Genomic DNA, 21,107 nt, shown 5'->3' with positions numbered 1-21,107 from the left:
GCCCCTTCCCCGGCGAGTCACCCCGGACACCCGGGCACAGCTCATGAGAGGCCCTCGCGGTTCAGGCCCCGGCCGGCGGCGGGCGCGGATCAGACGCGGGCGGTGGAAATGTCGCAAGAGGCCAGGATCTCCTGCGGCCTCACATCGCCGGTCTCGATGACGGATCTGTCCAGGGCGGCCTCCGCCGAGGACGGCCTCGTCCCCGGCGGGATGACGAGAAGCAGGATCGGGTCCGCGCGGCCGCAGGTGATCGCGACCATGTGCTGGAGGTGGGCCAGCCAGACCACCCTGACCTCGCGTCCCAGGACGGCGATGCGCAGCGGGACGCCGTCCCAGTCGTCGAAGTCGATGGCCACGCGGGTGGGCGGTCCCGGGGCCTCGCCCGTGCGGGCCAGCGCGGTCAGCAGTTCGGTGAGTTCGGCGTCGGTGTCGCGGGATCGGGGCCACCAGCCGCCGTCCATGACCCCGCGTCCCGTCCCGCCCGGGACCAGGCGCAGCCGCGGCGCGGATGATGCCGGAAATCCGCGCGGGGTGACTGCGGAAGGCAGGACGATGTGTCGCGTGGCGTCGCGGGCCATGGGGGCGGGCCCCGTTCTCGGTCTGCACAGACCGGTCCATGAATCACCGGGGACGGCGCCGGTAAGACGGCCTGCGCTCGAAATGCCCACGGTAGGGCCAAGTCTACGGCACCGGACCCGCGCACCCGGTGCGGCACTCGACACCGCGCCTTGTTCAGCAGACTCCTAGAGCGACTCGCTGACCCAGCGCCAGGTATCGCCCTCCTGCTGGGCGCGGATCAGTTGCGCACCGCTGGCGTCGGCGAGCTCGGAGATCGTCCGGACGAGCCGGCGGTGGAAGTCGGCGGGCGGGTGCCCGCCGCCCGACGAACCCTCCAGAAGCGTCACGTTGACCTTCGCCTCGTCGCGGAGCTGCGCAGTCAGCCGGCCTGTCGCGTCCATACGGAGTATCACGATCGCATCGGCACGGACCATGTCGCAGCCGTCGGCGGCCGAGATCCACACTTCACTCATGAGCCTCACTCCAAGGATCGGAAGCCCGCCCTCTACCACTTCAACATAGGGCCCTCCCACCGGCGTCGGTGAGCCGTGACGAGCTCGTCCGCCGCAGCGTCCGTGCTGAGACGGCGCCCGAGCCCGCCGCGGGCAGGCCGGAGCACTCCACCGCCCTGATCACGGGCCGAGAGCGTAGACTCGTGGTGACAAGGGTTTTCGACGCGGGCGGCAAAGCCCGCGTCCCCTGGTTTCTCGATGCTCGGTCCTTCCGGGGCCAGACAGGTCCGGCGCTATGACGCCGCAACACGATGCTCCGCACGCGCTGACCTGCCATGCGACCCCCACGCCGGCCTTCGGGCCGTGAGCGTTCACAGACCTCGGATCGGAGATCCGCCATGCCCACCGACACCCCCTCGTCGCCCGAGGCCGGGCTGACCCGCGAATGCCTCGCCGACCACACCGTCATCGCCATCCGCGGCGAACTCGACAGCGCCTCCACCCCGTCCATGCGGGAGCGGCTGCACGTCGCGCTCCAGGACACCGGCGCCCAGGTGATCATCGACCTGTCGGGGGTGACGTTCTGCGACACGTCCGGGCTGGCGATGCTCGTCGGCGCACGCCGCAGGCGGGAGGCGAAGAGCGCCACCGTGATCCTGGCCGCCCCGCGCCCCCAGCCCGCCAGGCTGCTGGAGGTCACCGGGCTGCTGCGCGCCTTCACCGTCCGCTCCTCCGTCACCGAGGCACGCACCGCCGGCCCCGGCCCCCGATCGGCCGCGGCCTGAGTACGCGGAGCACGGGCGGCGGCGCGGGCGATCGGACGCGGCGGACGGAACCCCGTCCGCCGCCCGGCCGAGGCCCGGCAACGGACGGGCGAGAAGGGATGACGCCATGACCGGCCACGATCTGCCAGTGAGCGCCTGGGGGCCATCGGACGAGGCCCGGCGCTCGGAGAACGACCGGCGCGTGACCGCGTCGTTCGACCTGATGACGGCGGTCCTGCACGGAGCCTCCCTGCCCCGCCTACTGATCCTCGTGGCCGAGCAGGCCCGCGCCATGGCGGGCGTTCCGCTGGCGTTCATCGCCCTCCCCTGCGAGGACGCCCACACGCTGCGGATCGATATCGCGGTCGGCGCGGGCAGCGACCGGATCCGCGGGCTCACGGTGCGGCGCGGCCGGTCGATGCTCGGACGGGCCTTCGGCTCCCGCCGGGCGCTGTCCGCGCGGATCGCCGCCGACCAGACGCTCAGCACCCTGCCGGCCGGCCCGATCCTCATCCTGCCACTGGACACCGGCGAGGCGGCGCGGGGGGTGCTCGCCGTCCTCGGGCAGCCGGGCGCGCAGCCGTTCAACCCGGCCACCGCGCGCCAGTTGCTGCTGTTCGCCGACACCTCCGCCCGCCTCGTCCAGCTCGCCGAGGATCGGCGCATGTCCGCCCCCGCGGACAGCACGGCCGCGCGGATCATCGCGCTCCGCCCGCCGCAGGCCCCGCAGACCCCGCAGATGTGAGACGCGGACCATGGCCGACCGGACGGTAGCGGGGCGCACCGGGCGGCCATCGGGCAGCCATGACATCGCCGGAAATGCTTGAAGTAAGGTCGGAAAGGCCGGGGAACCGCGACATCCAGCCCTGAGGCTGACCCGCCCCACCGGCTTCGCCCATCGAGAAGGGACATTTTGTCGATCTTGAAATCCGATTCCGGTTTGAGCCTCGGCATCCTGGCGCACACGGCCAAGGAGAACGAGCGCCGGCAGCCGATACATCCGCTGCACTTCCGGCGGATCGACCCCGGCCTGCGGTCGCGGATCTACCTCGAACGCGGCTACGGCGAGAGCTTCGGCATCTCGGACGAGGAACTCGCTCCCCACGTCGCCGGGCTGCTCCCCCGCGACCGCCTCATCGCCCGATGCGACATCGTCCTGCTTCTCAAGCCGCTGCCCCACGACCTTGAGGAGCTGCGCCCCGGCCAGGTTCTGTGGGGCTGGCCCCACTGCGTCCAGGACCGGGAACTCACCCAGGCCGCCATCGACCGGCGGCTCACACTGATCGCCTTCGAGGCGATGAACCACTGGGCTCCGGACGGCGGGTTCAACCTGCACGTCTTCCACAAGAACAATGAACTCGCGGGCTACTGCTCCGTCCTGCACGCCCTCGCCCTCACCGGATCCACCGGCGCCTACGGCCGGCGGCGGCACGCCGCCGTCATCAGCTTCGGGGCGACCGCCCGGGGCGCGGTCACGGCCCTCAACGCCCACGGGATCCACGACGTCGACGTCCTGACCCACCGGGGCGTCAGCGCCGTCGGCTCCCCCATCCACTCGGCGCGGATCGTCCACTTCGACCGTGACCCCGAGGTCCCCGCCCGCACCCAGGTCCTCACCGATGACGGCCCCATCGCGACGGCCGCCTTCCTCGCCCGGCACGACATCGTGGTCAACTGCGTGCTGCAGGACACCGACGCCCCGCTGATGTTCGCCATGAACGACGACCTGCCGCTCTTCCCGTCCGGCGCCCTCATCGTGGACGTCTCCTGCGACGCCGGAATGGGCTTCGAATGGGCCCGGCCGACCACCTTCGCCGAACCCATGTTCACCGTCGGCCACAACATCCACCACTACGGTGTCGACCACAGCCCGTCCTACCTGTGGGACTCCGCGACCTGGGAGATCAGCCAGGCGCTGATACCGCACCTGTCGACGGTGCTCGCGGGCCCCGCCGCCTGGGACTCCGCCAAGACCATCCGGCGGGCCATCGAGATCCGCGAGGGCGTCGTCCAGAACCCCGCCATCCTGTCGTTCCAGCACCGCTCCCCGGACTATCCGCACGCGCCGGCGGCCGTCCCCACGGCCTCGCGTTGATCAGCACTGCTGTTGATCAGCACTGCTGTCGTAGGGGGACGCTATGGTGCGTCTTCATGAGCACTCTCCACGCCGGCCCCGATCAGAAGATCCGGGCGTGAGCCGCTACCGGGGCCCCGCCACCCTCATCAGCGGCGACGGAACCGAGGCCGAGGTCTACGTCGATCTGCGCGCCAAGCAGCGGGAGTGGTCCGGGACCGCGACCGTCGGCGACCTGGATGCCGACGACTCGCACGACCGGACGCTGAGACTTCCGGACGGCCGCGAGGCGCAGGTCACGCTCGGTGATTCGGCGGTCTGGTCCGACGTCATCCCGCTGACCGGAAGCGGTCCGCCGCCCTTCGCCTGAGCAGGTCACTCCTCGTCGTCACGTTGAGGCGGGTCGAAGTCGACGTCGACGTTTTCGAAGCCTTTGTGACGTTCGGTCTCGGCGTAGGAGGTGTAGGCGCGCCGGTCCGCCGCCGTCAGTTCGACGTTGTCGGTGAAGGGCGTCAGAAGGCTGCGGGGCCACAGCCGCCGGTCGCGGACGACGTTGATCTCGGCGGCGGCCACGAAGGTGACCGCGCCCAGATAGATCCACGTCAGCAGGCCGAGCACGATGCCGAACATGCCGTAGGTGGCGGTGGCGCCCTTGAGCATGTGCCCGAGCAGGAACGTGCCGGCCCACTGCAGGGCCTGCCAGACCAGCGCGGCCGTGATCGCCCCCGTCCGGACTTGGGCGATGGTCAGGGGCCGGGCGCTGAGCGTCCGGAACACCACCGTGAACAGCACGGTGTTGACGGCGACGGCGGACACGATGGCCGCCGTCCGCACGGCCGCGTCGACGAGGCCGGCGGAGGCGGCCACCGCCGACAGCAGCGTGGTCGCCAGGAGCACGCCGCCTCCGGCGCCGAGCAGCGCCAGGCTGCGCAGCCTGGCGGCGAAGGGATTCGGCCGGGAGTTGCGCGGCACTCCCCACACCTTGTTCAAGGCGTTCTGGGCTGCCTGGACAACGCCCAAGCCGCCGTACAGGCAGCCCGCTATGCCCGCGACCAGCGCCAGGACGCTGCCCTGGAGGGAATGGATGTTCGCGCCGATCTGGTCCCCGATGACGGGGAACTGCGAAAGCGCGGAGTCCAGCACGCGCTGCTGCAGCCCGGGGTTGCTCTGCAACGCGAAACCCAGCCCGGTCACCAGCAGGAGCAGCAGCGGGAACAGCGACACGAACCCGTAATAGGTGATCATCGCTGTGAGATACGCGCCCTGATCGTCCACGAACTTGTACACCACCGCGAGCGGCAGGCCCACCCAGGGGTGCCGCCTCTGGTAAGTGTCCAAGCGGCCGACCACTCCCACAAGGGCTCCCTTCCCCGCAGAGCCGGCCCGATGCGCCTATCGGGGGGGCGCAGAGTGAGGGCCGTCCGGGTTAGGACGGTGAAGGCGAAGTGTGCCGGTGCGGACGGGCGCCGAGCGGGGCGTGGCCTGCTCCGCGGGGTAGAGGTGATGCATGATCGAAAACGGAGGCTCCAGCGATCGGCCCGCGCCGCACCATCGCAGGCCGCAGGGTGCCGGTGACGAGGCCGTCACCGCGGCCGGACGTATGTCGGAGGCACTGGAGACCACGGAGTGCGCACGCGGGCACCTTTACGCGTTCCACCAGCTGACCGGCCGGGCGGATGCGCAGCTGGACGACGCCGTGACGTTCCTGCGCGAGGCGGGCCAGGATGACCTGGCGGACAGAGTGGCGCGGGAGCTGATCGGCCGCAACGTCCTGACGGGCCGCTGGACGTTCCAGCTCGTCGAGGAGTACGACGACGGCTACTACCAGGCCTTCCGGCAACTGGAGAAGGACGTGCGCGACCGGCTGATGGAAGGCCGGCGGCACGTCTACGAGGCCGAGATGAAGGAGCGGCGGCGAACGCACGGCCTGCCGCACCACTCGGCTGTACCGGGTAGCGGCGAGACGGACGGCGAGCCGCAGGACGACCGGTGATCCTCTGCCGCGAAAAGATCAGAGGTGGTGGCGGAGGAGGAGGTCGGCGGGGTAGGGGTCCAGGTAGGTCTGCTGGGCCAGGTAGGCGAGGTGTTCGCCTTCGGCGTGGTGGCGCAGCAGGGCGATCGGGACGCTGAGCGGCGCCTGTCCATGCTGGTAGGACTCGATCGCGGCCACGATGTCGTGGCGCCGGGTCGGGTCGAGGTGGGCGCTCAGGGGGCTGAAGATGTGCAGGAGTGCGTTGGCGTGGCGGCCGCGTTTGGGGCGGACGGCGAGGGCTCGGCTGAAGGCGCGGCGGTAGTCGGTCTCCAGCTCGTGACGCGGCCGGGTGCCTGCTCGGGCGACGATGCGGCCCATGTCCCGGTAGGCGGCCGGGTCGTGGGCGAGTATCTGCAGTTTGTGGCGGCTGTGGAAGGCGACCAGGTCGCGGGGGCGCCAGTCGCCGCTGAAGAGTTCGCGCAGCCGTGCGTGGGCGAAGATCCGCTCGACGAAGTGCTCGCGCAGGACGGGGTCGCGGAGCCGGCCGTCCTCTTCGGCGGGAAGGTCGGGGAGCGCGTCGGTGACGAGGGCGGCGAACGCGCCGCGGCCCTGTCGGTCGACGGGCTGCCCGTCGGTGCGTTCGCCGGGCCGGCCGGAGGCGTAGCGCGGCAGGCTCAGCAGCCCGCAACTGGGCGATCTTGATTTGAACACGTACCCGTCGATGCCGGCGAGGCCGGGGAGCCGGTCGCCGGCGAGGGCGGCCATCGCGTCGGTGTGGTCGCGGGTCTGGTCCTTGCTGACGATGCGTCCGTCGCTGCGCAGATGCAGGGTGGGGCGGGGGGCGCCGAGGCCGATCTCGATCTCCGGGCAGACGGGCACCCAGTCGACGTGGCTCGCGAGAGGGCCGGTGAGGAACCGGTCGCGGCTGTGGCCGCCGTTGTAGCGGACCGGCTCGCCCAGCAGGCAACTGGACACCGCCAGCCGGGGACGCGGACGGGCCCCCGGCGCCGGACCGGGCGGCGGTGTGGGAGCGGTCACGGCGGAGCCCTCAACCGCCGCGGCCCGCAGGTGGTGCGTGCCTCATACGGGACCGATGCCCCGCGGACATCGCGTCAAAAGTTAAGGTCGGCTGAATTGGCGACAAGGCGGAGCAAATCCCTCGCACCGATCATTTGAGCGGGTCGTGGCCCCAGTTCATCAGCGAGTAGCGCCACTTGGTGCCGGTGACATCGCCGGATGGACGCTGGGCGAGGTGCCGATGGACGTACCCGGTCACCTTGCGCATGTGCGCGTAGTCCTCCTCGCTCAGGTCCGACCTGTTCGTGCGGAGCAACTCGACGATCCGGCGGCCGGACGCGTGGCCCGTCGACTCCCCGCCGCCGTCCTTCTGGCCGACCGACAGCGACTCCTCGGTGTCCAGCCACCGTTCCAGTTCTGTGGCCGTCATGTTGACGGCCTTGCCGAACTCGGCCGCCGCCTCCTCGTCCGCGCTCATTTCGAGCCCTTTCCCTTGCGCAGCGCCGAGCCCTTGTGGACGGCCTTCTTGCCGCTCTTCGCACTCCGCACGACGTACTGCGGTTCCTCGGGCGAGGCCGCGACGGTGCGGCCGGCCTCCTCGCGGCGGTCGGTGACCTTCTTCTCCACTCGGCCCTCGGCCGTGGAGCCGTGGCTGCGCCAGGTGACCTCGTCGCCCACGGCGGGTTCCTTCTCGTCCTTGCCCATGTGCCTCCCGGTACCCGCCGCCGGGCGCGGATAGTCACCGCGAAAGCCCTGGCCGTCGCGCGGCGGTGAACGGTTCGGCCTGGTCAGAGCGGGTAGGCCAGCGCGGGTCGACCCGCTGGAGCCGGGTGGGGACAACGGGGGCGAGGATCCGGGGGACGCGATGCGAGTACGTTCGCGGCGCCGTGTACGCGCGGTGCGGTGGCCCGTGGGCATGGGCGTTGCGGGATGGCGGTGGCTGCGGCGGTCGCGCGGGGTGCCGCGGCGGAGGCTGCAGACGAGCGTGCGCTCGGAGATCGAGCGGCTCCCGCGTCGCGGCGGGGACCGGGTGCAGGATCCGCGGCAGGGCGTCGGACCGCTCTACCAGCGGCGCTACACGGTCAGGATCTCCGGCAGCCCGCTGACCCCCGCACAGTTGATCGAGCGCGTGGGCGCCGATCTCAACGCCGCCTCCCCGGTGGAGGTCGCCGTCTTCGACAAGACCTCGGGCACGTCCCGGCTCCTGGACGTGGGGGACGAGTACGTCGTCCACATGCCGGGGCCCTGGAACTGTCCGGTCCGGGTCGTGGAACGCACACCGGTGTCGTTTCGGTTCGTGACGTTGCGCGGCCACCTGGAGGCGGGGGAAATCGAGTTCCGCGCGGAGCGGACGCGGGAAGGCGGCCTTGCGTTCACGATCGAGTCCTGGGCGAGAAGCGGCGACCGGATCGCAGAGGTCCTCTATAAAAGGCTGGGCATCGCGAAGGAAATGCAGCTTCACATGTGGACGCATTTCTGCACCCGGGTCGCCGAGTTGTCCGGTGGCCGGGTGATCGGCGAGGTGGAGGTGCTGACCGAACGGGCGGACGTCTCCGGCCCCGAGCGGGGGCAGCGGTTGCTCACCCGGGCGGTCACCGCGGCGTTCGCGCGGACCTTCGCGCTGGCGGCGCACCTGCGCGACCGTCCCCTGCATCCCCGGGGCCTGGTGCTCGACGCCGCGCTCACCCTGCACGGGACGTCGCAGCACTGGGGCGTCCCCTTGCTGGACGATCACACGGAACTGCGGGGCGAAGTGCGCCTCTCCCGCGCGGTCGGGTTGCCGCCCGCGCTGCCGGACCTGCTCGGCCTGGCGCTGCGCTGGCGGCAACCGCCGGCCGGCGGCACCGAACCGGAAACCACCGCGGAACTGCTGCTGGCCACGACCGGGCGCACACCGCTGGGCCGCCGCCTGCTACGGCCCGCGACCCGCTGGAGCCCGGCCTTCTACGGTTCCCTGCTCGCCTACCGGGCCGGTGACCGCCGGGTCCTGCTGGGCGCGGTCGCGCGGCGGGACCACGCCGTTCCGGCCGGCCTCGCGGCCCTCGCCCGCTCGGTGGACGAGCGGCCGCTGCTGCTCGACCTGGTCGTGGCCACCGAATTCGGCGCATGGGAGCGGTTCGGCGAACTGCGGCTCCTGGGGCGCCCGCGAGGCGATGACAGCGAATGCATGCGCTTCAATCCCGCACGGAACCCCATCCGGGGACTGCCTCCCGCCGGGCTGTTCCAGCAGGTGCGCGGCCCCACCTACGCCGCCGTCCAGCGGGTCTCCCGCCGCATCGGCGGTCCGCGGCCCGCACCGCGTCGTCAGCCGGAAAGGACGGCTCCATGAGGGGGAGCACCCGCGTCCAGCAGCGGATGCTGCGGCGGCGCGCCGAACTGCGCGAGCTCCCCCTCAACTTCGATCCGGAGCAGCACGACATGAGCAGGCCTCAGAACGGCTGGCATGTCGACGACTACCGGCAGCCGCTGCCGGGCGAGCCGCCGGGGCCGCCGGTTCCGGGCGGAAGCTGGGAGATCGCACGCCGCCTGGTGCGCGACTACCAGTACGCCGACCGTTCCATCATCCGGGAAGTCTGCAGTTCGGGCCCGCCCGAACCGGGGCGGGACATGCTCCTCGAAGGCCGCTTCTACGGCCTGCGCTTCTATCTCGGGCTGCGCGTCGGGGACGTCGTCGACGGATATATCGAGCAGAACGGCCGCCGGGCGAGAGTATGGGGCTGGAACTACCGGACGCTGAAGGGGCACCTCGAACGCGGCCAGATGGACCAGGAGGTCCGCAAATGGCTCGACACCGGCGAGGTGGAATTCCACATCCACGCCTTTTCGCAGCGGGGATCCATCCCGAACCCCGTCGTCCGTCTCGGCTTCGTCCTCTTCGGCCGCGTCACCCAGGTCAGGTTCTACGCACGGGCGTGCCGGCGCATGGAGAAACTGACGAAGACCGCACTCGCCGCCCAAAACCGTGACCCGGCGTGATCCGGTCGGCTCATGGTCGTGGTGCGCGTTCCGGCGCGAGGGCGGTGAGGGGCTCGCGGGGGCGGTCGCTCCGGCCCGCGGAGGCCATGGTCACGGTGAGACGCACGCTGCCCCGGTTGTTGCCGCTGGACCCCCAGGCGTCGTTGGCGAACGTGTAGAGGTAGCCGCTCTTGCGTACCCGCCGGCGCGTTCCCGTGCCGATCGCGAAGTGCTCATGGGCGGTGATCTCGCCCTTCACGCGTACCGCGTCGTTGGCGACGACGCCGACGAGCGACATCCACGGGAGGCGCACGTCGCGGCGCGCGCCGGGCGAGTGGGCCGCCCGGTTCCCGGACGCCGCGCAGAAGAGCCGCTCGACCCCGCCGAGCAGGGTGCGCACGAGCCGGAGCCGCTCGGTCAGCGGGTTGAAGCGGCGCAGCCCGCCGGTGCCGGCGGGGCCCGACACGATGCCGCCGTCCAGCCACTCCCCCTCGGCGGTGAAGTCGTACTCGCCGGCCTCCAGGTAGAGGCCGGTCTCGTTCCACGGCTCACCGGCGAACACCTCGACGGTCTCCGGCCGCCCCGGGGCGAGGACCCTGGTGGGCCGGTACGGTCCCATGGTGATGGACGGCGTCCGCTGCCGGTCGTACACCGACTGGTGGACCTCCGGGTCGCGCGTGCTCGGGTCGATCTTGGGCACCGCGCGGGGACGCGGCTGGAGCGCGACTTCGAGCAGCGGCCTCAGCTTGAGGTCGGCCAGGGGCTCGACCACGCCGATCATGCCGCGGTCGTCGTCGTGGAGGGCGTCGAGGGGATCGGGCCGGATCTGCTCCAGCATCGTCCTGCGGAAGCCGAGCGGGAGGTCGACGCCCCGCACCTCGTCGATCATCCATTGGAGCGCGCCGTTGCTCAGGCCCGTGCGGAGGTGGCCGCCGCCCACGTCCTTGTGGCTGCCGGGGAACCACACCTGCTTGACGTCCTGCCCGCTGGTGAACGGCTCGGCCCACAATGTCGGGACGTAGGGTCCGCGGCGTTCGTCCATGGCCACGGCGTGCCGCGCGTGCTTGATGTACGGGTTGAGTCTCAGGTCGTGGAAGTCATGGCCGCGGGACGGGTCGAGCAGGTTCAGCCAGCCCAGGTAGTCGGGGACGCCGAGCGAGCCGACGGTGTCCCACACTCCGACGAAGTACACCGGGATCTGCTCCCGGTCGTCCGGGTCGTAGCGGAAGGCCAGGCCGCGCCGCCAAAGCCGGCTGGTCCCGCGCTGACGGTAGCCGTGATCGTAGACATGCGTGATCTCCGCGCGGACCGCCGCCTCGTCCAGCGCGGTGGTGTCGATCAGCCCGCAGGCCGAGATCATGCCGGCGAGGCTGCGCGCCGTGTACGCGCCGCGGCTGAAACCGAACAGCCAGATGCGGTCGCCCGGACGGTACTCGCCGGCCAGCCAGCGGTAGGCGTCCATCACGTTGTCCGACAGCCCCAGCCCGAACGCGCCGCCCAGCAGCCTGTTCCGCAGGGAGCCCACGCCCGGCTGGTAGCAGGCCGACTGCCGGTGACCGTCCTCGTCCGCGCGGTCGAGGGCGTTGTACAGCCGCCGCACGTTGGTGACGGATTCCATTTCCGGCGTGTTCCAGGTGCCGTCGCAGCACATGATGAGATGCCGCATGCGTTCCTCCGTGAATGGCGTCATCGGTCGCGGAAGCGTTCCTCGAAGGTCTCGACCAGGCCGGCGATCACGCCGTCGGGCGAGGGGCTGTAGTGCGGAATGGCCCACCGGGTGATGACGGCGTCGATGACCGTGGGACGGCCCGAGGCCAGCGCCGTGCGGAACGCGTCCTCGAACTCGTCCAGCGTCTCCACGCGGTGGCCGTCGGCGCCGCAGGCCCGGGCGTACGCGGCGAAGTCCGGGTTCTCGAACTCGACGAGCGCGGACTCGCCGTAGGTGGCGACCTGGAAGATCTTGATCAGCTTGAACTCCCGGTCGTCGAAGATGACCCAGATCACCGGGATGTCGTGTTCCACGGCGGTCATCAGCTCGAAGCCGGACAGCGAGTAGCACCCGTCGCCGCAGCCGACGACGACCGTCCGGTCCGGGTGGGCGACCTTCAGGCCGATGGCGCCGTTGACGTGCCCGGCCATCGGCCCGAACGAACCGGCCTTGCGGAAGTTCTGGCCGTCCTGGAGCTCCACGTAGTAGCCGAGCCAGGCCAGGTGCGCGCCGGCGTCCGCGAGCAGGATCGCGCGGTCCGGCAGCATCCGGCCGATCGCCTGCGCGAGCTCCCCGGGGTGGATCTTCCCGGTGAGGTGGACGATGTGCCGGGCCTCCCAGTCCCTGCCATCGACCTCGGCGGCCGGGACCTCGCCCACCTTCTTCTCCAGGGCGTCGGCCAGCGCCGCCACCGCCGGCCGGGCGTCGGACAGGAGCTCGTGGTCGGGCCTGAACGCCTTGCGGAACTCGGTGTCGCTGATGTTCACGTGGATGAGCGTCTTGCCGTCGAGCAGGTCCGGGCGGTAGTTGAACGTGGCGTGCTGGTTGAAGGCGTTCCCGACGGCGAGCACGACATCGGCCTCCCGGAAGGCCTTCCAGGCGCTCGCATGGCCGCTGTCGGCGAAGACGCCCACCGAGAGGGGATGCCCCTCCGACACGATGCCCTTGCCGTCGAGCGTGGTCAGCAGCGGGATCTGGAACCTCTCGATGAGCCGCCTGATCTCCTCCCCCGCCCCGCTCCGGACGGCGCCGAACCCCACCAGCGCCACGATGCGCCTGCGGTTCTCGATCGCGTCCGCCAGGACGGACGCGATCTCGTCCACGCGGACCGGATCGGGCAGGACCGGCGCGACATCGAGCCGGACGGGCCGGACGTCCCCGACCTCGACCCCGCGTTCGGTCAGATCCTCGGGCACGTGGATGTGCACCGGCCCCGGCCGCCCGCCGAACGCGATGTTCACCGCCTCCTCGACCACGTCGCACGTGTCGGCGGCGTCGGCGAGCAGGAACGACTTCTTGGTCGCGGCCGCGAACATGGCCCGCGAGTCGGGCGTCCTGTTCAGGCCGGAGGTCTCGTTGAGCGACCCCCACCCCTGCCATTTCCGGGACGCGTACCCCGAGACGGCGAGGACGGGATAGGAGTCGGACATCGCCACGGCCAGACCGGAGAACAGGTTGAAGGCCCCCGGCCCGGCGGTCGCGAAGCAGAAGCCCAGCTTGCCGGTGTACATCGCGTACCCGCACGCCATGAAGGACGCGGCCTGCTCGTGCCGCGCGATGATCGGCCGGATCCGCCGCGAGTGGTCCAGCGCCAGCATGAGCCCGGCGGCGTTCTCCCCGGCGCCGCCGAAGGCGGCCTCGACACCGATGTCCTCCAGGCCTTGGACGATGGCTTCGTAGACCTGCATCGGCCCACCCCTTTCTGTCAGGCCGCGGCCGGGAGCCGCCGCCCGCGTGGATTCACGGCGGCGGCCCGCCGTCCGGGGAGCCGTGCCACCGCTCGGCATGCCGGGCGTGCGCGTCGGTCGTCCCGTTGGCGAAGAAGCGCTCGTAGTACTCCGACTCGATGTGGTGCGTCTGGAGCCAGATGCCGGGCACGTGAATTGCGTCGGCGTGTGCCGGGAACCGCCCGTGCGTGTCGTGGATGTAGGTGCAGATGTCGCGGGCGCAGTCGATCACCCGCTGGTCGTACGCGCTCGCCTCGGCCAGGTACTTCCGGCCGTAGTCGCCCTTGTAGATGCGGGCGAAGAGGTCCTTGTCGGCGTAGACGCCGTCCGGCCCGAACTTCGCCGCGATGACGGCGTCGACCGCCTTCTCCATGGACGGGTAGTTGGGCGGGCAGGCGGCCTTGATGAGGTGCTCCCCGCGTACCCGCAGCCCGACCGGATGGGAGCGCGCCGAGGCGTACTTCGGCAGCGGTATGTGCCAGCGCAGGATGTCGGCGGGACGGAAGCGCGGCGTGACGAAGTCGAATCCCAGCATCCGGCCGTAGGTGCCGGAGAACTTCGGATCGCCCAGCGCGATCAGCGGATGGAGCGTGGCGTGGATCCAGGCGCCCATGCCCATCGCGTCCGCGACCAGCATCATGTTCTGCAGGAGCAGGTCGGCCTCGACCTGGGTGCGCATCGGCCCGAGAGCGCCGAGCGGCAGTTTGATGTCGGCGTTCAGGAAACCGTTCCGCACCCATTTCCGCACGCCCGCCGGGCGGTAGAAGTTGCGGTCGTCGAGAATGACGGGCCTGGCCCCCTCCGGCTGGGTGAGCAGATACATCAGCGCGTTGATGTACTGGTGGGAGAGGTCGACGACAGGGAAGAAGACCGTCGTTCCCGGGATGTTGGACAGGAAGCGGTTGGAGTCCAGGTAGGCCGGGAAGTCGCGCTTGCCCTCCGCCACGTCGAGGCGGTGGTCCAGAACCTTCACCTTGGCCTGCCGCGCCCGGTCGAGCAGCGCGTCGGCGTCGAGCGGGCTCCCCGGGGACGGCGGCAGTTTCCGCAGGTAGTAGGTCCCGCTGTCGTTGATCATGAAGAAGTGGGTGCCCTGCGCGTTGTCGGGGCTGCCCGCCGTCCGCCCGGCCATGGTGAGGTTCGGCTTCGCCATGATGGACGTCCCGTCCCGCGGGTCCTCGAACAGGCGGTCCGGCATGGTCAGGCCGGAGCAGCCGGTGAGCGCGATGAGGACCGCCTCCTCCAGTTCCTCCAGCGGCATCGGACGGTGCGGGGAGCGGTAGCTCATCGACCCGGCGGGCACGTCCGCGCCCCGGCTGACCCGGTGGGTCCGCCGCCGCCAGATGGTCTCCAGCACCGGCTGGGAGCGGAGCGCCGCGAGGCCCCGGTGGCCGGTCAGGTGGTCCACGGACATGTCGTCCTCCTTCTCAGCCGCGCCGGGCGCCGGATGCGGGCCCGTCCGCGGCGGCCCGCCGCCACGGCGCGAACGCGCTGGTGGTCCTCGGCAGGACGGCGGCCAGTTCGGGGCAGTGGCGCAGGATGACGCTCGTCATGCCGTTGCGTTCGATCCAGTCCAGGCCGAGCGGCGTGTAGATCTCGGGCCGGAAGTCGACGGTGAGGAAGCGGTCGCTCTGCAGCCGTCGGCTGGCCATGAGGATGAAGATGCGGAAGGCCGTGTCGCTGAAGCCGAAGCCCTCGGGCGGGTTCTCCGCGAAGAGCCCGACCATGGTGTCGATCTCGTCGACCGTCCGGTAGACGTCGCCGAGCCGCGCCACCGTCTCCGGATCGTCGCTCAGCTCCTCGAAGCTCCGGATGCGCGGCTTGTGCAGGCCGGCGCGGAAGTCGTTGTAGCGCGGGACGCCGCGCCGGCGGGTGCGCACGAGGTCGACGACGGACAGGTCGATCACCTCGCCGTCCCGCTCGAACGCCTGCAGCGCGCGCGGGTAGTTGTACAGGGTGATCGCGCCCGGGTTGGCGATGCCGAACGAGTAGAGCGAGTTCGCCAGCCCGACGCCGCGCATGACCCCCTCGGTCGCGCCGCCCTGCACGTCGTTGAAGCCCAGGGTGCGGAGCGTCCGGCCGGACGCGTGGTCGGCCATCTCGTAGTCGTCCGGGATCAGCGGATGCATCCGGTAGACGGTGACGAAGTCCTCGGTGAGCGAGTAGGGCGCCGCGTGGTGGTCCGGCAGCGTCCCGGGGATGCCGGTGAGGGCGTGCGCGTCGACCAGCCACAGCCCCAGCCGGGTCAGCCAGTTCCGCGGCGGGCCCGACCAGTTGGCGTTCAGCCCGATCTCGATCAGGTCGGTGGCGAGGATGGCCGGGGTCCACTCGACGGTGTGGATCTTGGCGATGAGGGCCGAGACGATGAGCCTCGCGGTGTGGTAGACGGCGTCCTCGTCCATGCGGGGGTACTCGCTCCGCAGGGCCTCGCACACGGTGTTGTGCTCACGGGCGAAGAGGGTGTGCATGGCGCTGAGGCCGAGCCACCAGTTCTCCCGGAAGCCGGTGAGCGGGATGCCGGCCGCGTCCCCCGGCAGGTGCCCGTTCTCCAGGCGCAGGGCGGCGCCGCCGTCCGGCTCCCGCAGGGACCGGGCCATGGTCTCGTCGCCGCCGTAGACCTCCGACCCGTCCCACCAGTGGGAGGCGGTGTTGGCGAACAGGGTCGGCGGGCCGTCCGCCGGGTGGACGCCCTCGTTGTCGGCGAAGCGCATCACGTTCTCGGCCGCTCCGCCCGGGGTGTTGTGCCATGTCATACCGGGCGGCAGCGGCACCTCGACGTCCCTCGTCCCGGTCGGGTACCGCTTGTGCGCGACCCAGTCGTGCACCTGGAACTGGATCCACGCGGCGGCGATGACGTTCAGCGACCGTGCCGGGACGAACGCCCTGCGGTGGAGCAGCTCCCTGCTGACGGTCACCGGGTTGGGCTCGTCGAAGAGATCGGGCCGGTGGACCGGAGCGAGATTGCGGCCGAACGCCGAGCCGATCGAGCCCATCATCGGCGCGGACAGGTCGTTGTAGGTGCCGTCGTAGCTGCGCCTGACCCGCAGTTGCTCGTCGACGGGCGGGGGCGGCACGGGACGGGCGTCCGGCGGGGCCTCGCGGGCCTCGGTGTCGATGAGGTTGCGGCGGCGCAGCTCCTGCCGGACGGTTTCGAGGTTGAGGAGCCCGGCCGAGGTCGGCAGCCGGTGCCAGGGGACGCGCCGGTTGAGCGCACGGAAGCCCGACCGCAGGAGCCGCCCGGCGACGACGTTGCGCTTCGGCGGCGGCGCGCTGAACCGGAACCCCCGGCGATGGGCGCTGGACGCCTCGTACGCGGCCTTGCGGGCGCGGTTCAGGTTGCCGAGCGGCCGGAACTCGTCGGTGGTGTTCCAGGGGTCGAACGCGAGTTCGTCGATCCGGGCCGCGGCGGCGCGCGCGTCCGCGGTGTCGAGGTCCTGCCCGGGGATCGTCAGCGTCGCCACCGGGACGACCGGTGCGTCCTCGTCCGCCCAGTCGGCGGCGCCGTCCTCGATGGGCGTCCGGCGGGGATCCGTGTAGCGCTGCACGGCCAGTTCGAACGTGATGTCCGCGGCGGCGAGCCGGGCGGAGATCTCATGGGCGAGGTAGTCGGGATCGGTCTGCGACGGCGGCGGTGCCGGGGCCGCTCCCGCGGCGGGCCTGAGCCGGAAGCGCACCGGTCCGGCGTCGCCCCACATGATCGCGCCGCGGCTCCAGTACGTCTCCAGCGCGAGGCTCCGCACCTTGTGCCGGGCGCCCGCGGTCACGTTCCGCCGCATGCGCGCGGCGGTGGACCAGCCCACCGCCGCGGGCAGCTTCAGGAACAGCGCCACCCCCTTGCGCAGAGTCGTGTCCGCGCCCGCCATCGCCTTGGCGAACTCGACGAACTCGCGCGCGTTCCGCGCGTGCGAGACCGGATGGTTCGTCATGAGGAGGTCGTGGACCTCCGCGGGGCCCGCCTGGATCCGCAGCGCCGCACCGCGCAGGTCGGGCGCGAAGTCCGGTTGCCGCGCGCCGCTCGCGTTGGACAGCCGGACGATGACCGGGTAGGCGGCGCCGGGCCGGGCGAATCCGGCGCACAGGTCGCCGGGAAGATCGGGCCGGAACGTCAGCGTGGCGTTCTCGACGCCGAGGATCGCCTTCGCGTGGAAGGTGCGCTCGATCCCCGCCGCGCCGGCGCGCTTCCTGATCTTCAACTGGACGCGCATGATGTCGCGGGCGAGTTTCTCGAAGAGCACCCGCTCGACCTCGGGACTGCCGCCCACGTAGCGCTCGTATCCGCCCGCGGGCGGAGCCGCGCCCTCGGTGCGCTCGTGCCGCTTGGTCTCGTACATCCGGCCCCCCGCCGATCATTTCATTCGGCCGACATTTCTCCATTCCATCAACGCCGATCCTCGCATGCGGCGAAAGAATTCAAATTAGCCTTACGGCAACGTACTGAAAATCATCCTTTAGATCAGCATTAAAGCTAAAGGTCTCCACCGCATTCCCCAAAGAACGCGTGGATTCTCGAACGGCGAAGGCCGCGGCGGCCGGCGCCGGGATCCGTCAGCGGGTGTTCGGCACCCGGGCCGTTTCCGGGGACGGGTGCCGGCTCGGAGAGCGGCGTACGGACGCCGGCGGCCGGCGCAGCGCGGGGGCGAGCCAGCGGGTGAGGAGGGCGCGGAGGTCGGCCTCGTCCCGGGGCGGTTCGCTCGGGTGCTCCAGCAGCGACGTCAGCAGCCGCATGATGATCTCGGCGAGGCCGTCGAGGTCGTCCTCGCCGACACCGGCGTCCGCCCAGTCGACGGGGAAGCGCCGCAGCATCCGGGCGCCGTAGGCGACGGCGTCCGCGGCGGTGGCTCCGCGGCCGAAGGCGGCGGAGTCGCTGAGCTGCAGGAGCAGGCTCAGCCGCGGCTCGGTCGGGATGGTCCGCAGGCAGAACATCATGCCCTCGACCACGGCCTCGGCCGGATCGCCGGCCCCCTGGAGATGGGCGACCAGCCGGTCGACGAACGACTCCGCGCCCTGCGCCGCGACCTCGCCGACGATGTCGCTGATCCGGTTGAAATGGCGGTAGACGGTCTGGCGGGTGACGCCGAGCTCGTTCGCGACATCGGAGAGGGTCGTCTTCACCACGCCGTGCCTGTCGATGCAGCGGGCGGTCGCGTCGACGATGCGCTGCCGGGCCTCGGCATCCGATGCGGGGGGCCGGCCTCCCCAGCCGTGACGCGCCATGCCTCTAGGGTCCCACAGGCTCCGCGGCCGGTCGCGGCGCGCTGACGCGCAGCACACCCAGGATGAAGCCGGTCGCGGCGACGGCGCACAGCGCGGCGTACCACAGGCTGCCGATCGGCGTGCCCTGCTCGGTGACGCCGTCGGCCGAGGCGAGGTACGCCGGCAGCGCGATCAGCCAGAGGACGACGTGGACGCCGAGGTACAGCGCCGGGTAGGTCCGCGCGAACAGCGGCGACGCGACCGGGGCCGGATCGGTGCGCGTCGCGCGCCAGGCGTCCGCGAGCAGGTAGAGGCCGGCGATCCAGACCGCGGCGAGTTCGGCGGAGAGGACGGCCCGCTGGATCCCGAGCGCGTCCTCGCCGCGGAAGGCGCCGCTGGGCGCGCTCACGATGATCATCGCCAGCGGTGTCGCGGCGCCCGCGAGGACGGTGCGCCAGGAGAGCTGCGGCCCGGTGAGCGCGCGGTCGCCGCCCCCGGTCAGGCGGACCACCAGGTAGGTCATCGCGCCGAAGGAGACCGACGCGAACAGCAGCATGCTGTTCATCGGGACCGACGCGAGCGCGGGCTGGTTGATCATCTCGTTGGCGGGGTTCCACGCCCACCACTTCAGCTGCGGCCCGAGCTGGTCGAAGATCTCGTAGAAGACCTGGCAGGCGAACGCGACCGCCACCGAGCCGAGCAGCGGGCCGCGCCGGGCGAAGACGCCCAGGGCCCGGACGAGCTCGTAGGCGAGCTGCGAGATCGCCGGGTAGAAGGCCACGATGTAGAGCGGCAGCCGGTCGTACATGAACTGCACAGTGAACACGTTGTGGGAGAAGATGAACCCGACGTGCTCCTCCAGGCCGAACCAGCCGGGGAAGTAGAGCGGCGGCTCGATCACGGCCAGGTAGACGACCGAGGCGAACCACAGCGAGATGTTGACCGGGTCGCCGTCGCGCCGCCACCGCCGCCACGCGTGGACGAGGGCGAACACCGCGCCGCCCACGATGAGCAGCTCCAGGACGGGCATGGTGCCGTTCGCGAGGCCGAACGGGTTGCGGAAGTCCACCACGGGTTCGGCGCCGTGGCAGGAGAAGCCGAGGTGTTCGGCGACGCGTTCGGCCGCCGAGTCGCAGGTGTGGCCCATGTCCGGCTCCCGGGTCAGGTTCCGACGAGATCGTCGCCGCGGCGGGCTCCGGCGGACGGCGCGCCCGCCGCGCCGGTGTAGCCCGTGAAGTCGGTGCCGGGCGGGTCCTGCCGCTCGTCGAAACCGCCGGGCACGACCGTCCGTCCGAGCCGCTGACGCAGCTTGTAGCGCGCGATGCCGAACCAGAACCGCGGGTCGGCGGCCATCTGCCTGAGCGACTTGTCGAGGTTGAACACCTGGGCGAACGTCCGCTCGACGTAGGCGTCCTCGCGGCTGGTGGCGTTGATGGCGTTGAAGATCGGCCAGCTGAGGCGCGCGGCCAGCCCGCGCCGCCACGCGGCGGCGACCTCGCTGCCGGTCGCGAAGTCGTAGGCCTGGTCGCGCGCCATCGCGAGCATCCAGGGCACGTCCAGGGACTTCTTCTGCCGGGCGAGGAACTCCCGGAAGAAGGCGAGGTCGAGGGCCTCGCGGCTGCCCAGCACCTCGCCGAGGATGAGCGCGGAGCGGGCGGCCGAGCTCATCCCCTGGGCGTAGAAGGGGTTGAAGGCGCAGATCGAGTCGCCGACGCAGACCAGCCCGATCGGCGGCACGTCGAGCAGGTCGAAGCGGCGCCACTTGTTGCCGGTGGAGCGGGTCAGGTGCACCTCGGACGTCGGGGTGCAGGCGCGGGCCGCACGCCCGAAGGCCGTGGCCCGGACGCGGTCCACCGCGTCCTCGAACGCCTCGGTCTTGCGCGGCATGTCGATGCCCCACGACCCCATGCACACGATGGCGCGGTCGCCTTCGATCGGGAAGAAGTTGCTGAGGAACTCGTGCTCTTCGGGATGGTCGCCGGTGTCCTGGCTCGGGGTGACGACCAGGTGCCGCCACCACCACGACCCGGGGCGCCGGTCGGCGGGCGGCAGGTCGTACCACCGCGAGACGTAGGTGACCTTGGCGTCGAGGGTCTTCTCCGGCGGCGCGGCCCAGCCGTCCGCGCTGAGCCAGTCGACGGACGAGGAGCCGCGGCCCAGCGCATCGACCACCAGGTCGGCGGGCAGGTGGCCCTCGTCCTCGCCGGCGGTGCGGTACTCGACGCCCTCGACGCGGCCCCGCGCGGTGCCGCCCCCGCTGGAACGCACGCCCGTGACGGTCACGCCCTCGCGGATCTCGATGGCCGGCAGCTCGCGGACCTTCTCGCGCAGGACCCGCTCGATGAGCACGCGGGAGCTGTAGACCATCGTCATCGAGCCGGACTTGCGCGGGGCCCAGCCGTCGTTCTCGCAGTAGGCGGCGTCCATCGACGGCATCAGGTGCATGCCGCCGGCGGCGATCAGCGCCTCCTCGAAACCGGGGAAGATCTCGCCGATCGCGCGGCGGCCGGAGTTGAGCAGGAAGTGCGGGTGCTTGCTCTGCGGCACGCCCCGGCGGTGCTCCGCGCCGGGCGGCAGCTCGTCCCGCTCCAGGACGATCACCTTGGCGAAGTGCTTCGCGAGCACTCCCGCGGCGCACAGCCCCGCCACACTGCCGCCGAGCACCACGGCCGTCCCTTGTCGCATCCCGC

The 21,107-nt window shown here is 71.4% G+C and carries 20 protein-coding genes; 7 read left to right on the top strand and 13 right to left on the bottom strand.

Annotation, left to right across the window (positions count from 1 at the left end; translation table 11 throughout):
- Nucleotides 1–89: 89 nt before the first annotated feature.
- Complete coding sequence (locus tag AL2_RS14680) at nucleotides 90–578, bottom strand: DUF5994 family protein (RefSeq protein WP_281181585.1); 489 nt, start codon at nucleotides 576–578, stop codon at nucleotides 90–92.
- A 165-nt stretch (nucleotides 579–743) separates the two neighbouring features.
- Nucleotides 744–1,031, bottom strand: coding sequence for a hypothetical protein (locus AL2_RS14675; RefSeq protein ID WP_157438153.1), 288 nt, complete (start codon nucleotides 1,029–1,031; stop codon nucleotides 744–746).
- Between the two features lie 377 nt (nucleotides 1,032–1,408).
- Here AL2_RS14675 and AL2_RS36290 point away from each other — a divergent pair, with 377 nt between their 5' ends.
- The 4 genes from AL2_RS36290 to AL2_RS14655 all read left to right on the top strand — a co-directional run bounded on the left by AL2_RS36290 (nucleotide 1,409) and on the right by AL2_RS14655 (nucleotide 4,218).
- Entirely contained in the window at nucleotides 1,409–1,795 is a 387-nt protein-coding gene (locus AL2_RS36290; protein WP_168444519.1) for an STAS domain-containing protein, read from the top strand.
- Nucleotides 1,796–1,901: 106 nt separating this feature from the next.
- Nucleotides 1,902–2,519, top strand: a complete 618-nt coding sequence (locus AL2_RS14665; RefSeq protein WP_067634111.1) for a GAF domain-containing protein — start codon at nucleotides 1,902–1,904, stop codon at nucleotides 2,517–2,519.
- Nucleotides 2,520–2,714: 195 nt separating this feature from the next.
- Nucleotides 2,715–3,869: a N(5)-(carboxyethyl)ornithine synthase gene (locus tag AL2_RS14660; protein ID WP_210747598.1), complete on the top strand. Its 1,155-nt coding sequence runs from the start codon at nucleotides 2,715–2,717 to the stop codon at nucleotides 3,867–3,869.
- A gap of 97 nt (nucleotides 3,870–3,966) precedes the next feature.
- Nucleotides 3,967–4,218, top strand: coding sequence for a DUF4873 domain-containing protein (locus AL2_RS14655; RefSeq protein WP_067634109.1), 252 nt, complete (start codon nucleotides 3,967–3,969; stop codon nucleotides 4,216–4,218).
- 5 nt (nucleotides 4,219–4,223) lie between these two features.
- Here AL2_RS14655 and AL2_RS14650 read toward each other — a convergent pair whose 3' ends face one another.
- Nucleotides 4,224–5,186, bottom strand: coding sequence for a YihY/virulence factor BrkB family protein (locus AL2_RS14650; protein ID WP_210747597.1), 963 nt, complete (start codon nucleotides 5,184–5,186; stop codon nucleotides 4,224–4,226).
- Between the two features lie 169 nt (nucleotides 5,187–5,355).
- Here AL2_RS14650 and AL2_RS14645 point away from each other — a divergent pair, with 169 nt between their 5' ends.
- Complete coding sequence (locus AL2_RS14645; RefSeq protein ID WP_067634105.1) at nucleotides 5,356–5,841, top strand: hypothetical protein; 486 nt, start codon at nucleotides 5,356–5,358, stop codon at nucleotides 5,839–5,841.
- Between the two features lie 18 nt (nucleotides 5,842–5,859).
- Here the strand turns inward: AL2_RS14645 and AL2_RS14640 are convergent, their stop codons facing one another.
- The 3 genes from AL2_RS14640 to AL2_RS14630 all read right to left on the bottom strand — a co-directional run bounded on the left by AL2_RS14640 (nucleotide 5,860) and on the right by AL2_RS14630 (nucleotide 7,542).
- Complete coding sequence (locus tag AL2_RS14640; protein ID WP_067634104.1) at nucleotides 5,860–6,858, bottom strand: YbgA family protein; 999 nt, start codon at nucleotides 6,856–6,858, stop codon at nucleotides 5,860–5,862.
- Between the two features lie 130 nt (nucleotides 6,859–6,988).
- Nucleotides 6,989–7,315 (bottom strand): DUF3140 domain-containing protein, encoded by a 327-nt coding sequence (locus AL2_RS14635; RefSeq protein WP_067634102.1) that lies wholly within the window; start codon nucleotides 7,313–7,315, stop codon nucleotides 6,989–6,991.
- Entirely contained in the window at nucleotides 7,312–7,542 is a 231-nt protein-coding gene (locus AL2_RS14630) for a hypervirulence associated TUDOR domain-containing protein (RefSeq protein WP_067634100.1), read from the bottom strand. The genes AL2_RS14635 and AL2_RS14630 overlap by 4 nt, the downstream gene beginning before the upstream one ends.
- A gap of 211 nt (nucleotides 7,543–7,753) precedes the next feature.
- Between AL2_RS14630 and AL2_RS37410 the strand changes: the two genes are divergently transcribed.
- Both AL2_RS37410 and AL2_RS14620 read left to right on the top strand, forming a co-directional pair.
- Nucleotides 7,754–9,166, top strand: a complete 1,413-nt coding sequence (locus AL2_RS37410; protein WP_168444518.1) for a DUF1990 family protein — start codon at nucleotides 7,754–7,756, stop codon at nucleotides 9,164–9,166.
- The gene (locus AL2_RS14620) at nucleotides 9,163–9,813 is read left to right on the top strand and encodes a DUF1990 family protein (RefSeq protein WP_168444517.1); all 651 of its coding nucleotides are present in this window, start codon (nucleotides 9,163–9,165) and stop codon (nucleotides 9,811–9,813) included. The genes AL2_RS37410 and AL2_RS14620 overlap by 4 nt, the downstream gene beginning before the upstream one ends.
- Before the next feature lie 10 nt (nucleotides 9,814–9,823).
- Here AL2_RS14620 and AL2_RS14615 read toward each other — a convergent pair whose 3' ends face one another.
- The 7 genes from AL2_RS14615 to AL2_RS14585 all read right to left on the bottom strand — a co-directional run bounded on the left by AL2_RS14615 (nucleotide 9,824) and on the right by AL2_RS14585 (nucleotide 21,102).
- Entirely contained in the window at nucleotides 9,824–11,458 is a 1,635-nt protein-coding gene (locus AL2_RS14615) for a T6SS phospholipase effector Tle1-like catalytic domain-containing protein (protein WP_067634097.1), read from the bottom strand.
- A gap of 20 nt (nucleotides 11,459–11,478) precedes the next feature.
- Entirely contained in the window at nucleotides 11,479–13,188 is a 1,710-nt protein-coding gene (locus tag AL2_RS14610) for a thiamine pyrophosphate-binding protein (protein WP_067634095.1), read from the bottom strand.
- 52 nt (nucleotides 13,189–13,240) lie between these two features.
- The gene (locus tag AL2_RS14605; RefSeq protein WP_067634093.1) at nucleotides 13,241–14,638 is read right to left on the bottom strand and encodes a hypothetical protein; all 1,398 of its coding nucleotides are present in this window, start codon (nucleotides 14,636–14,638) and stop codon (nucleotides 13,241–13,243) included.
- A 13-nt stretch (nucleotides 14,639–14,651) separates the two neighbouring features.
- Complete coding sequence (locus AL2_RS14600) at nucleotides 14,652–17,555, bottom strand: peroxidase family protein (RefSeq protein ID WP_067634092.1); 2,904 nt, start codon at nucleotides 17,553–17,555, stop codon at nucleotides 14,652–14,654.
- A gap of 214 nt (nucleotides 17,556–17,769) precedes the next feature.
- Nucleotides 17,770–18,438 (bottom strand): TetR/AcrR family transcriptional regulator, encoded by a 669-nt coding sequence (locus AL2_RS14595; protein ID WP_067634090.1) that lies wholly within the window; start codon nucleotides 18,436–18,438, stop codon nucleotides 17,770–17,772.
- A 4-nt stretch (nucleotides 18,439–18,442) separates the two neighbouring features.
- Nucleotides 18,443–19,564: a hypothetical protein gene (locus AL2_RS14590; protein ID WP_067634088.1), complete on the bottom strand. Its 1,122-nt coding sequence runs from the start codon at nucleotides 19,562–19,564 to the stop codon at nucleotides 18,443–18,445.
- A gap of 14 nt (nucleotides 19,565–19,578) precedes the next feature.
- Nucleotides 19,579–21,102 carry an FAD-dependent oxidoreductase gene (locus AL2_RS14585; protein ID WP_067634086.1) on the bottom strand — a complete coding sequence of 508 codons (1,524 nt, stop codon included), beginning with the start codon at nucleotides 21,100–21,102 and terminating at the stop codon, nucleotides 19,579–19,581.
- Nucleotides 21,103–21,107 lie beyond the last annotated feature (5 nt).

It is taken from the genome of Actinomadura latina NBRC 106108 (assembly GCF_001552195.1).
Lineage (GTDB): Bacteria > Actinomycetota > Actinomycetes > Streptosporangiales > Streptosporangiaceae > Spirillospora > Spirillospora latina.
Note: the sequence above shows the minus strand (reverse complement) of the source record. Positions and strands in the feature narration are given on the sequence as shown.